We start from the raw sequence: 12,376 nt of genomic DNA, 5'->3' as shown, positions 1-12,376 counted from the left end.
GGAGGGAGACCACGATGGATGGGCCGGCCGGCGAGGCTCACCCCCCTCCCAGCCTCCCCCGCAAGGGGGGAGGTGTTTCGATCGAGGAGGTGGGGCGTTTGGTGTTCAAGCAGCGCGGTCGGCACCTCCCCCCTTGCGGGGGAGGTCGGGAGGGGGGTGGGCAGCGCGCTCATGACGCCACCACGATCTGCTGCGGCGGACGGACGAACTTTCCCGTGCCGGGTTCGGAGAGGACCTTCGATCCGTCGAATGCCAGCTTGCCGCGGAGGTATGTCGCCGCAGTCGTCCACGGCAGCTTGATGCCGTTATAGGGGCTCCAGCCGACGACATTGTTGCCCGAGGCGGCGGCGTCGTAGGTCTTTTCGACCGGGACCAGGACGGTGATGTCGGCGTCGCGGCCGGGGGTCAGGGCGCCCTTGACGTGGTCGAGGCGGAAGTGACGGGCGGGGTTTTCGGCCATGAGCCTGGCGGCCCAGGTGAGGGAAATGCCGCGTTCCAGCGCGCCCTTGACGAAAAGCGGGACCATGACTTCGAGGCCGGGGACGCCTGAGGCGTTGGCGAGCATATCCGGGTTGGTCTTGCGGTTCTCGGACCAGCTGACGTGATCGGTGGAGACCAGGGTGACATTGCCGGCGGCGACCTGGCGCCAGAGGGCTTCGACTTCAGCGCGCGGGCGGATGGGCGGGTTGATCTTGGCCTTGCCGCCGAGGCGCTTGACGTCGTTTTCCTCGTCGAGCGTCAGGTAGTGGATGCAGCACTCGATGGTGGCGGCAAAACCCTGCGCGCGGTAGCCGGCGGCGATGTCGTAGCCGCGCGAGAGCGAGCAGTGAACGATGTGGGCGTCGGCCCCGGTGAGGGCGCCGGTCTCGTAGACCTGGAGGGTAGCCAGGAGTTCGGTCAGCGGCGGGCGCGAGAGGGCGTGGGCGCGGTAATCGGTGATGCCGAGGGCTTTCACCTTTTCCATGGCGGCGCGGACGGCTTCGTCATCCTCGTTGTGGACGCCGGCGGTGAGGCCGGTCCTGGCCACGGCGGCGAAGCACTCTTCGAGAAGGCCCGGCGGGATGCGGGGGAAGCGCTTGGGGTCGGTGCCGAAGGTGGAGAACTTGAAGGCGGCGACGCCGGCTTCGACCTGTTCGGGGATGCGCCTGGCGCCCTCCTCGGGATCGATGGTGCCGTAGAGGGCGAAATCGACGCGGGCCTGGGGGCTGGCGTGATCGACCTTCTTGCGCACGGCTTCGGCCGAGCAGACGAGGTTGCCCTCGTCATAGGGCATGTCGACGATGGTGGTGACGCCGCCGGCGGCAGCCGACCGGGTCGACCAGATGAAGTCTTCCTGGTCCTTCTGGGAGAGCGAATGCACCTGGGCGTCGATGGCGCCCGGAAGGATGAGAGCGTCGCCCAACTCGTGCCGCTCGCGGGCGGCGGGTGCGGGACCCTGTCCGATCTCGGCGACCCTGCCGTCGCGGACGGCGACGAAACCGCCTTCGAGGATGCGCGTGGGAAGGACCACGGTGCCGGAGAGGACGAGATCGAAATCGGACATGGCTGGATACTCCTAAGTAGTGCTCACGGGCCCTAGGCTGCGGCTTCCTGCTGGGCGCGGCCGGTGCGGGCGGTGAGGAATTTTTCGAGGGCGGACAGCCCGTCGTAGATGAGGACGGCGAGCACGGCGACGATGACGCCGCCCTGCAGGACCAGCGCCGTGTTGCTGGCGGTGAGGCCGGCGATGATGACTTCGCCCAGCGTCGGCGCAGCAACGGTCGAGCCGATGGTGGCGGTGGCGAGCGAAATGACGGTCGAGAGGCGCACTCCGCCCAGGATCACCGGCAAGGCCAGCGGCAGCTCGACGCGGACGAGACGCTGCGTGCCGGTCATGCCCATGCCGCGCGCCGCCTCGGTGACGGCGGGCGGAAGGGTGGTGAGGCCGGTGAGGGAATTCTCGAAGATCGGCAGCAGGCCGTAAAGGAAGAGGGCGACGAGCGTGGGGGCGGTGCCGAAACCCAGGATAGGCACGGCGAGCGCCAGCACCGCGACCGGCGGGAAAGTCTGGCCGATATTGGCGAGGCTGCGTGAAAGCGGCAGGAACTCGGCGCCGAAGGGGCGCGTGACGAGGATGGCGAGGCCCACGGCCACGATGGTGGCGGCGAAGGTGGCGGCAAAGGTGATGGCCAGGTGGCTCAGCGTCAGGCTCAGGAGGCTGGCACGATCATAGATGGCGGGCTGGCCGTTCTTGGTCAGCGGCTCGAGCAGGAAGGCGAAGCTCTGCGGCGTGACGAGAAACGCCACGAGCAGGGCCAGGACGACCAGCCTTATGAGGAGCGACCAGTTCATTGCGGACGCGCCGCGCGACGGTTGAGTTCGGCAAGCGTGACGCGGCCGATGACCTGGCCGTTTTCCTCGACCGGCAAGGCGGCGCGGCCGGACCAGAGAAGCTCGGCATAGGCATCGCGCAGCGAGGCCTCGGCGGAAATGGCGTCGCCCAGAGCCTCGCCCGGCTCGACCGCCTCGCGGATCGCGGCCAGCGAGAGCAGCCGGAACGGGCGTTCCCCAGTGCCGATGAGTTCATCGACGAAAGCGGTGGCGGGGTGGGCGATGATCTCTTCGGGCGTGGCGTATTGGAGGAGCTGGCCCTTGTCCATGACGGCGATCTTGTCGCCGAGGAGGATGGCCTCCTCCATGTCGTGGGTGACAAGAACAACGGTGGTGCCAAAGCGCTTCTGGATGTCGAGCAGGTCCTGCTGGGCCTTGGCGCGGATGATGGGATCGAGGGCGCCGAAGGGTTCGTCCATGAGCAGGATGTTGGGCTCGGCGGCCAGGGCGCGGGCCACGCCGACGCGCTGCTGCTGGCCACCCGAAAGCTCGCTGGGCATGCGGTCGCGGAACTGGCCGGGATCGAGCTGGAAGAGATCGAGCAGTTCATCGACGCGCTTTTCGGTACGCGCCTTTTCCCAGCCGAGGAGCTTGGGGACCGTGCCGATATTCTGGCCGACCGTGCGGTGGGGAAACAGACCGTGCCCCTGGATGGCATAGCCGATGCGGCGGCGCAGCTCATAGGCGGGGACGGAGCGGGTATCCTGCCCGTCGATGCTGATGGTGCCCGAGGTCGGCTCAACCAGGCGGTTGATCATGCGCAGGAGCGTGGTCTTGCCCGAGCCGGAGGTGCCCACGATCACGGTGATCGAGTGCGGATCGATGCTCATCGAGACGCGATCGACGACGGTGGTGTCGCCATAGGTCTTGGTGATCTGGTCGATCTCAATCATTGGCAGGCTCCTTGGTCGACACCATTTCGACGACGGCGTCGAGCACCACCGCGGAGGCGAAAGCGAGGGCGACCGTGGGGACGGCGCCGAGAAGCACGAGGTCCATGGCGGTCTGGCCGATGCCCTGGAAAACAAAGACGCCGAAGCCGCCGCCGCCGATGAGCGCGGCAATGGTGGCGAGGCCAATGTTCTGGACGAGGACGATGCGAATGCCGGTGAGAATGACCGGGAAGGCCAGCGGCAACTCGACCGAGAACAGGCGCTGACGATCGGTCATGCCCATGCCGCGCGCCGCGTCATTGGCCGCTTCGGGCACGCCCACGAGGCCGACCACGGTGTTGGAGACGACCGGAAGCAGGCTATAGATGAACAGCGCCAGCATGGCGGGAGCGATGCCGATGCCCGAGACGCCGAGCGCGGCGAGAGCCGGGACAGCGGCGGCGAGAGCCCCGAGCGGGGCGATCAGCAGGCCGAAAAGCGCGATCGAGGGAATGGTCTGAACGGCGTTGAGGGTGTTGAGCACGACGGTGCGCAGGCGCCGGTGGCGATAGCAGAGGATGCCGAGCGGCACGCCCACCACGATGGCCGCGATGACCGAACCGAAGGCGAGGAAGACGTGGGTGCGACCCTCGCGCCAGAAAGCATCGGCGCGGCTGGCATATTCCTTCAGGATGGAGAGGCTGTTCCAGGCGCCGCTCCAGAGGAGCAGGCCGAGGGCGAGTGCCACGAGAGCGAGGATGGCGATGCGGGGCCAGGGGCCGAGCCGCATGCGGGTCAGCGCATCGGCGGCCAGAAGCGCATAGGCGCCGGAAAACACCCAGAAGCCGGCGCCGGGCGCGATGCGCGCCAGCTTGTCGCCTTCGGGCGTCAGGTAGTAGCCCGCCTTGCCGATGAAGATGGCGAGGGCGCCCAGGCCGACAAAGCTCAGGACGAGCCGGATGATCGTGGGCGTCCTGAACAGCGTCACCGGTATCGAGACCGCCAGGATCAGGGCCAGGATCGAGGCCTCCACAAAGGGCAGCGCGGCAAAGATCGAGCGCGGCTCGCCCGGCAGGATGCGGTTGGGCTTGAAGTCGGCAAAGGGCAGGAAGAGCCAGGCGGCGGCGATGATGAGGACGATGACGACGCCGAGCTTGTCCACCGCTACGGCCCGCTTCGGCAATGCTGTGGCGACGCTTTGGGCCATCGTCAGCGGGCTCCCTGAGGCAAGTGGTTGGAAGGTCCATCCGCGGGCGGGATGGTCGGGCGGGGAGAGAAACCCTCCCCGCCGGGATCGTCGGGAACTTGCGGCCTTACTTGATCAGGCCGTTGCTCTTGAGGAAGTCGGCAGCCACGGCGCTGGCCGGCTCGCCGCCGACCTGGACGCGACCGTTGAGATCCTGAAGGGTCTTGAGGTCGAGCTTGGCGAAGACGGGCTTCAAGAGGTCCGCGATCTGCGGGTACTGCTGGAGCACGGCTTCACGGATGATCGGAGCGGGCTCGTAGACGGGCTGCACGCCCTTGTCGTCCTCGAGCACGGTGAGCTTGGAGGGCGCGATGCCGCCATCGGTGCCATAGACCATGGCGGCGTTGGCGCCCGAAGTCTGCTGGGCGGCGGCGGCGATGGTCGCGGCGGTGTCGCCACCCGAAAGGGTGATCAGCTGATCGGGCTTGAGGGTAAAGCCATAGGTGGTCTGGAAAGCCGGGAGCGCGGCCGGCGAGTTCACGAACTCGGAGGACGCGGCGAGCTTGACCTGGCCGCCACCGGCGACCCACTTGCCGAAATCGGTGAGGGTCTTGAGGTTGTTCGGACCCGCCACGTCGTCGCGCAGGGCGATGGCCCAGGTGTTGTTGGCCGGGGCCGGATCGAGCCAGACGATCTTGTTGGCGTCGTAATCGAGCTTCTTGACCTCTTCATAACCCTGCTGGGCGTTGTTCCAGATGGGCTTGTCGGCCTCGTTGAAGAAGAAGGCGCCGTTGCCGGTGTATTCCGGGTAGATATCGATCTGGCCGGCAGTGATGGCTTCGCGCACGACGGGAGTCGCGCCGAGCTGGATCTTGTCGGTGACCGGGATCTGGTTGGCCTGCAGGACCTGCAGGATGATGTTGCCCAGAACACCGCCTTCGGTGTCGATCTTGGAAGAGACGACGACCTGGGCCTGGGCCGCAGTCGCAGTCAGCGCGAGCGCCGTGAGGGCGCCGAGAATCTTGGTGGTCAGTCGCATAGTGCACTCCCGTGTTTTCTTGGCGGGTGCCAAGCTGTTGCCTACCCTAACGTTTTCGGCCCGCACGGCCAGCCCGCGATTGCTATGCAATGGGGCCCAGAGCGAAAAAGTCGTCCAACTGGGGTAACGGTGCTTGGGAAATAAGTTTCCCGATGGTCTCGTCCGAACCCAAGTCGCTTTCGATGGCCTCGACCTCCGCGGAGAGGGGACGGTCGAGCCGGTAGAACTCGGCATGGCCGCGAACGATCTCGTAGATCATGCCGGGCACGCCGGCAGGTCGATCGCCGAGAATATCCATGGCCTGTGCCGAAAGCAGGGCTTCGAGCGCCGCCATGCGGCGCAACGCGCGCACCTGCCGCTCGAATCGCTCGACGACCAGGGGCAGGAAAGCCGCCTCGTCCTCGATGCCGGCAGCCACCACCATGGCCTGTGCGGAGATCGGAGTCGACATCGAATGCACGCGGGCGAAAAGCTCGCCGGCCAGCTTGATGATGGGACCGAACCCGGTGGCGATGGCGCCGGGCGCCACCAGGTTGATGGGCAGGTCGCGGCGCACGCCGTTGCCGAGCAGCACGCAACGGTTGAAGGAATTTCGCGCGGCGTGAGCGAGGGCCAACTGGGCGGTCTGGAGGAAGACCGTGACATCGAGCGGGAGCGAACCGCCCGAGGTCAGCACCTCGCCGCCGGCGACGACCGGGTTGTCATCGGTGCGGCCGGTGGCGGCCAGGATCGTGCGACCCGAGACCAGCATGGCTTCGAAAGCGGTGCCGAAGACCTGGGGAATCATACGCAGGCTGAGCGGATCCTGGACATGGGTGGCGACGGGCCATTCCCAGCCGGCAACGGCATCGACCAGCCAGGTGCCGATCAGCGCTTCGCGCTCGGTGCCGACATGGGCGACGGCCTTCCACGGCTCGCGCGAGGCGCCGAGGGCGCCGCCGGTCATCAGGGCAGTGGCCAGCGCCACGCGCATGGCGCTGGCGGCGGCGCGCATGGCCCCGGCCGCGGCGGCATAACCCACCGCGTTGATGGAGATGGAAGCGAGGCTGTCGCGCGGGGCGAACTGGACGGGCTTGAGGCCCGCCTCGGCAAGCGCGGCCTCGGCCGATAGGCGCCGCCCCTGGTAGATGGCCTCACCTGCCCCGGTGAGCACGGCGCCGATCTGGCCCATGAGGCCGATATCAGCGCAACCGATCGAGCCGGTGCGGCGGACGACCGGAACGACATCGGCCGAGAGCAGGCGCAGATAGGTGTCGACCAGTTCGGGCGAGCAGCCGACGCGGCCAGTGAGCGCGGTATTGACGCGGATGGCCATGGCGTTGCGCACGACCGAATTGGGGAACGGGGCGCCGGTACCGAAATGGTGAGCGCGCACCAGGCCCATGTTGTAGGTCTCGAGGTCCTCTGGGGACCACTCGATATCCTTCATGGCGCCGACGCCGGTGGTGGCGCCATAGACAGGCGCACCGTGGGCGATGCGCTCTTCCATGACGGCGCGGGCCGCCACGACACGCTCCATCGCCTTGGGGTCGGCAAGCGGCACGGCGAGCCCCGACCCGACCCGCGCCATCGTCGCAAAGCTCAGCGGCTTTCCGTCGAAGGTTACGGGGGTTACGGCGATGGTCATGACAATTGGCTCCCTGTTGATGGACACGCTATTGGATAAAAGTCCGAGCTGGGATATCCCAAATCTTGAACACTAGATGCCGCCGGTTTGGGCAGCACAAACAGGCGGCCAGAAAAGAGGCACCCATTGGATAGCGCGACCCTGGTCATCGCCCAACGCGTGCTGGCGGCGCGCAGCATACGCGGAGCGGCGCGCGACCTCAAACGGGCGCCGGGCAGCGTGGCGGCGGCCATGGCGCGGCTGGAGGCCGAGATATCGGTAACGCTGGCCGAGCGCGCCGGCACGGGGATGGTGCTTACGCTCGAGGCGCAGCGGCTGGCGCCCGAGATCGAAAAGGCGGCCGCCATCATCACGGAAATGCTGCCCGAGGCGGGGCGCAGGACAGTGAGCCTGGATGCATTGTGGCGGTTCGCCGAGGTGGTCGAGGCGGGCAGCGTGCGCAAGGCGGCGCAGCGGCTGGACCTGGGGCAGCCGCAGCTCACCCGGCAACTGGCGGCGCTGGAAGGCGTGGTCGGCGCGCCCCTGCTCGAACGGGGCACCGCCGGTTCGCGCCCGACGGCGGAAGGCGAGCGGGTGCTGGCGCTGGTTCATGAACTCGAGGCGGTATGGGCGCGCCTGTCGCGGGCGGCGACGGACCGGTTCCGCAAGAGCGCGGCGACGGTAAGGCTCGGCTCGGTGATCCCGCTCGGCTACGAGAGCGAACTGGCGCGGCTCCTCGCGGACCTGACGGCCCGCTGGCTCAAGGCGCGCCCGCGCCAGCCGCTCTTCGTTTCGAGCACGACGGCGGAGGAACTGCTCTCCGGGCTCAAGGGCGGGCGATTCGATGCGGCGATGCTCGATGTCGAAACGGTGCCGCCCGAATACGAGGCGAGGCTGATCTACTGGTCGCCGCTGGCGCTGGTGGGCACGCAGGCGGCGCTCGAGTCGGCCGGCGACCTGGGGGCGCTGCTGACCAGCATGCCGATTGCCGTGCCCAGCCCCAAGAGCGGGCTGCGGCAGGCGGTGACGCGCTATCTCGACGCCACGCTGGGCGAGGCGCAGCGCGAAAAGCTCACGCTGATCGAGATCGACTCGATCCCCGTGATCGTCAACCTCATCCTCCATCACGGGTTCCTCTCGGTGCTGCCGGAAGCCTCGGTGAGCAATATCCGGGGGGACCTGGGACGGGTGCCGCTGGGGGAAGAGCACGCGCTGCCGCTGCGGCTGGTGTGGCCACCGGGGGGCGGGCGGAGCGTGGGCGAGATGATGCTGGCCCTGATGGACGGGGCCTAGGGGCTAGTCCTCGCCGAGCCGGGCCTTGCCGTCCTCGATATCGAGGGCGGCGTCCTCGAGGACGTGGACGAAGCGCTGGCCGGCCATTTCGATGGGGCCGGAGTTCTCGATGAGGATGGCGTCCGAGCGCAGGCTTTCCTCGACCTGCATGCGGCTGAGGCGCCTGGCGATGGTGGCCGCATCCTCCCGGCCGCGGCTGGCGAGGCGCTGGGCGATGATATCGGGGTGGGCGGAAACGGAAACCACGACCAGATGCCGGTAGCGGGCGGCGAGGGCCGGCACCAGGGCGCGGGAGGTGTTGACGATGACCACGCGCCCGGCGGCGATGTCATCATCGATGCTGGCGGGCAAGGCATAGCTCAGGCCATGCGCCTCCCAATCGAGGGCGAAGCCGCCGCGGGCCTTGGTCTGGATGAAGGCCTCGATCGTAAGGGTGTCGTGATCCTCGCTGCGCGCATCGGCCTGGCGGGTGATGATGCGGCGCGGGAAGACGAAGTTGGGCCGGCCCAGGAGATGGTCGCGGGCATAGTTGATGATCGAATCCTTGCCCGAGCCGCTCGGGCCGACCACGGCGATGAAGGCGCCGGTCGCCCCGGCGTCCTCCCGCGTGGGCGACTTATCCGGGGCGGAGCGCGTCATATCACCCGCTGCCCCTGGCGGTAGACGGCGCGCACGATCGGCACGCCCTCGTGGAGGCGCACCCGCACCAGGTCGGCGCGCTTGCCGATGGCGATCTCGCCGCGGTCATCGAACCCGGCAGCGGCGGCCGGGCGGCTGGTGACCAGGGAAATGGCCTCGGGCAGCTTGATGGCCTCGACCTTGTCGTTGAGCGAGAACACGGCCTGCATCAGCGAGAAGGGCACGTAGTCGGACGAGAGGATATCGAGATAGCCGGCCTCGGCCAGCTCGCGCGCCGAGACGTTGCCCGAGTGCGAGCCGTTGCGCACGATATTGGGGGCGCCCATGAGGACGGCGAGGCCGGCCTCGTGGGAGGCGCGGGCGGCCTCCAGCGTGGTGGGGAATTCGGCGACGCTGATGCCCTGCTCCACCGCTTCGGCGACATGGCCTTCGGTAGCGTCGTCATGGCTGGCGAGCACGATGCCGCGCTCCTTGGCGATCTCGGCGATGGCGGCGCGATTGCGCGGGGCATTGGCCTGCGACTCGGCGATGCGGCGTTCACAGAAGGCGCGGAACACGTCGTCGGGCATCTTGAGCTTGCCCTGGTAGTACTTGGCGTATTCGGCCAGGCTGGCGAACTGGCGCTGGCCGGGCGCGTGGTCCATGAGCGAGGCCAGGCGCACGCGCGGATCGCCCTTGAAGAGCTCGAGGCCTTCCAGGCAATCGGGCGAGGAGACCTCGCAGCGCAGGTGGATGAAATGGTCGGCGCGCAGGCGGTCGTCGGCCATGGCCTGCTCGATGGCATCGGCCAGGTGCCGCATATCGGCGTGATCGACATCGGTCTGCTCGTCGGTACCCAGTCGCAGCGCGTCGAGCACGGTGGTGATGCCGGAGGAAGCGACCTGGGCATCGTGGGCCTGGACGGCGGCAATAGGGTTCCAGACCACGCCCGGACGCGGGGCGTAGTGGTTTTCGAGATGATCGGTGTGAAGCTCGATGAGGCCGGGAATCAGGTAGTCGCCGCCGAAATCCTCACCAGCGGCCGAGCCTTCCGAAATGTCGGCGATCAGTCCGTCACGCACGAGAACGGTGCCGCCGACCTCCTCGTCGGCTAGCACGAGGCGGGCGTTGGAGAAGACCTGTTCTCTGGAGGCGGACATTTTCGAAAGGAACCATGAATCGTGTCGGGGACTGCCCGTATCCCGGCAGTATGACAGTGCGATGGCAGTAGGGGCAAGCCGGCCGGGCCGACATAATCGGCGTGCCGAACGCCGCCTTGGCGTACAGGCAGGCGGCGGGGACGCGGCGGATAATGATGGGATGGGAGGCGGGCGCGAGGCGCCCTGCCCGGCTTACCGGTTGGGCGCGTAGAAGATGTGGGCGCCGATGGCGGCGACGCGGCTGAAGGTCGCCGACCAGTTCGGGGAGACCGAAGTGGTGTGGTAGTAGAGGGCCGACTTGGGAACAACGCCCGGACGCTTACCCTGCTGGAATTCGGCAAAGGCGGCGTCGGCGATTTCCATCGAACGCTTCCAGGCGCGGCGCTCCGTGCCCATGTCCGAGCGGCCGTCGCAGGCGAACGAGAACTGGCACTGGTGCTTGCCCGACTGGGCGTTCTGGAAGACGACGCCGCAGATGGTCGAGGGGAAACGGCTGGAGAAGGCGCGGTTGATGATGACGTTGGCGACGGCCCACTGGCCCTGTTCGCTCTCGCCGCGCGCTTCGTGATAGATGGCCTGAGTGAGGCAGAGGCGCTCGCCATCGGCGAGTTTGACCTTCTTGGCCGTGGGCATGAACTTTTCGGCGGCGTAGGCCGCCAGCACGTCGTCGCTCACGGTGTTCTGGCTCGTGGACGCCTTGTCGATGGCGGCGAGCGCCGGGTTCTGCTGGCGGGCGATATAGCCGAGCAGCACCTCGGTGGTGAGCTTGGCCTCGGGGGCCACGTCAAAGTGATTGAACGAACGCAGGGCCTTCTGACGTTCTACATAGGCCTGGAGGAATTCAGGCGTCAGCTTGGGCTGGGCCTTGGCGACCGGCACGACCTCGTCGATCGAGCCGCGCAGCGTAATGGGACCGGAGAAGCTGGCAATGACCGGCTTCTGGCGCTCGATCGCCAGAGCGTGGGAGGTAACGGCCGGCACGATTTCGGCGACCCGAATCGTGTCCTGGGCAGGTGTTGCCTTAACAGTCACAAAGAGTACCAGCGCGGCAGCGGCGATGGCTGCGGCATGAACACTCGCGCGAATAGCTGTGGCGAGATGGCCTCTCGTCAATACGCCCCGTCTTTCCCCGACGCCGCCCTAGTTAGCCAAGCCCGGCTAGCGACCCCAGATTTTTCGTCTGTTCCCGGGCGGCACCCTAGCGGAGGCCAAGCCGGGAGGGAACCCAGAATTTACATCTGCTTAACCATGTGCGCTAACGTCTTAAAACACGGTTAACGGGCTCCGCAGAGCTTGATACCTCAATTCCTGGAAGGAGTTGCGGCCAATGGCATCCAGGGCAAATGGTTAATTACCAGACCCGTCGCAATTTTAACGATTTGGGCGCCGCTGGTGCCCGGCTGCAACGCGGGACGGCTGGCCGGAGGCGCCGCGCGGGTGCTATTGGGAAGGTCCTGCCCGGGCGATTCCGCCCCCGATGCGCACAAGACGACCGATGCTGCTCCACGAAGGCGACGAACGAACCGTCGAAGTCGATGTCCGACTGGCCTCCATCCTGGCGGGGGTGGCGGGCGCCGTGAACGCGGCTGGCTTCCATGCCGTTGGGTATTACTCGGCCAACATGACCGGCAATGTCTCGGCGCTCTCGGACTACCTGGCGACCGGCAATCTCCTCATGGCGCTGCTCTATGGCAGCATCGTCACTGCCTTCATCTTCGGGGCCTGGGCGTCTTCGCTCATGATCAACTATGGGCGACGCAAGAAGGTGCGGGCGGTCTATGCCTTCTCGATCCTCACCGAGGCGGCGCTGCTGGGGCTTTTCGGCATGGCGGACCTGTGGCTGCCGGGCATCCACAGGAGCGTGGTGCTGATCATCGGGCTCAGTTTCCTCATGGGCCTGCAGAACGCCTCGGCCACGCGCATTTCCAACGCGCGGGTGCGCACCACCCATGTCTCAGGCATGGCCACCGATATGGGAATCGAGCTGGCGACGCTGTTCGACGTCAAGCGCGGGGTCGAGCCGGCCGAGGAATGGCCGGCGAACCGCTCGCGCCTGCGGCTCCACGCCATGACGATCCTCGCCTTCATCATCGGCGGGATCGTGGGGGTGCTGCTCTATGGCAGCATCGGGGGCGCGCTGCTGGTGGGCGCGGCGGTGTTACTGATGTCGACCGCGATCCCGGAAATCCTCAAGGCGCGCAGGATCTGAGCGCCTGTGGATAAGCTGTGGAC

The 12,376-nt window shown here is 67.3% G+C and carries 11 protein-coding genes; 2 read left to right on the top strand and 9 right to left on the bottom strand.

Annotated features, from left to right (window positions below; genetic code table 11):
* Window positions 1–169: 169 nt before the first annotated feature.
* The 6 genes from FNA67_RS01870 to FNA67_RS01845 all read right to left on the bottom strand — a co-directional run bounded on the left by FNA67_RS01870 (window position 170) and on the right by FNA67_RS01845 (window position 7,094).
* Window positions 170–1,543, bottom strand: a complete 1,374-nt coding sequence (locus FNA67_RS01870) for a dihydroorotase (protein WP_147654860.1) — start codon at window positions 1,541–1,543, stop codon at window positions 170–172.
* Window positions 1,544–1,575: 32 nt separating this feature from the next.
* Window positions 1,576–2,331 carry an ABC transporter permease gene (locus FNA67_RS01865; RefSeq protein WP_049707467.1) on the bottom strand — a complete coding sequence of 252 codons (756 nt, stop codon included), beginning with the start codon at window positions 2,329–2,331 and terminating at the stop codon, window positions 1,576–1,578.
* Complete coding sequence (locus FNA67_RS01860; RefSeq protein WP_049707466.1) at window positions 2,328–3,263, bottom strand: ABC transporter ATP-binding protein; 936 nt, start codon at window positions 3,261–3,263, stop codon at window positions 2,328–2,330. The genes FNA67_RS01865 and FNA67_RS01860 overlap by 4 nt, the downstream gene beginning before the upstream one ends.
* Window positions 3,256–4,449: an ABC transporter permease gene (locus FNA67_RS01855; RefSeq protein WP_147654859.1), complete on the bottom strand. Its 1,194-nt coding sequence runs from the start codon at window positions 4,447–4,449 to the stop codon at window positions 3,256–3,258. The genes FNA67_RS01860 and FNA67_RS01855 overlap by 8 nt, the downstream gene beginning before the upstream one ends.
* 106 nt (window positions 4,450–4,555) lie before the next feature.
* A complete protein-coding gene (gene osmF, locus FNA67_RS01850; RefSeq protein ID WP_049707464.1) occupies window positions 4,556–5,467 on the bottom strand; it encodes a glycine betaine ABC transporter substrate-binding protein OsmF in 912 nt (303 codons plus the stop codon).
* A gap of 82 nt (window positions 5,468–5,549) precedes the next feature.
* The gene (locus FNA67_RS01845) at window positions 5,550–7,094 is read right to left on the bottom strand and encodes an aromatic amino acid lyase (protein WP_049707463.1); all 1,545 of its coding nucleotides are present in this window, start codon (window positions 7,092–7,094) and stop codon (window positions 5,550–5,552) included.
* 126 nt (window positions 7,095–7,220) lie between these two features.
* Here FNA67_RS01845 and FNA67_RS01840 point away from each other — a divergent pair, with 126 nt between their 5' ends.
* On the top strand, window positions 7,221–8,366 hold the full coding sequence (locus FNA67_RS01840) for a LysR family transcriptional regulator (protein WP_170267179.1): 1,146 nt from the start codon (window positions 7,221–7,223) through the stop codon (window positions 8,364–8,366).
* Between the two features lie 3 nt (window positions 8,367–8,369).
* Here FNA67_RS01840 and phnN read toward each other — a convergent pair whose 3' ends face one another.
* From phnN to FNA67_RS01825, 3 genes are all read right to left on the bottom strand, one after another.
* Entirely contained in the window at window positions 8,370–9,005 is a 636-nt protein-coding gene (phnN, locus tag FNA67_RS01835; RefSeq protein WP_147654857.1) for a phosphonate metabolism protein/1,5-bisphosphokinase (PRPP-forming) PhnN, read from the bottom strand.
* Window positions 9,002–10,144 (bottom strand): alpha-D-ribose 1-methylphosphonate 5-triphosphate diphosphatase, encoded by a 1,143-nt coding sequence (locus tag FNA67_RS01830; protein WP_147654856.1) that lies wholly within the window; start codon window positions 10,142–10,144, stop codon window positions 9,002–9,004. The genes phnN and FNA67_RS01830 overlap by 4 nt, the downstream gene beginning before the upstream one ends.
* Before the next feature lie 192 nt (window positions 10,145–10,336).
* On the bottom strand, window positions 10,337–11,176 hold the full coding sequence (locus FNA67_RS01825) for a cell wall hydrolase (protein WP_145976856.1): 840 nt from the start codon (window positions 11,174–11,176) through the stop codon (window positions 10,337–10,339).
* A gap of 463 nt (window positions 11,177–11,639) precedes the next feature.
* Between FNA67_RS01825 and FNA67_RS01820 the strand changes: the two genes are divergently transcribed.
* Window positions 11,640–12,353, top strand: a complete 714-nt coding sequence (locus FNA67_RS01820; RefSeq protein ID WP_147654855.1) for a YoaK family protein — start codon at window positions 11,640–11,642, stop codon at window positions 12,351–12,353.
* Window positions 12,354–12,376 lie beyond the last annotated feature (23 nt).

Source organism: Youhaiella tibetensis, from assembly GCF_008000755.1.
GTDB classification, from domain to species: Bacteria; Pseudomonadota; Alphaproteobacteria; order Rhizobiales; family Devosiaceae; genus Paradevosia; species Paradevosia tibetensis.
Note: the sequence above shows the minus strand (reverse complement) of the source record. Positions and strands in the feature narration are given on the sequence as shown.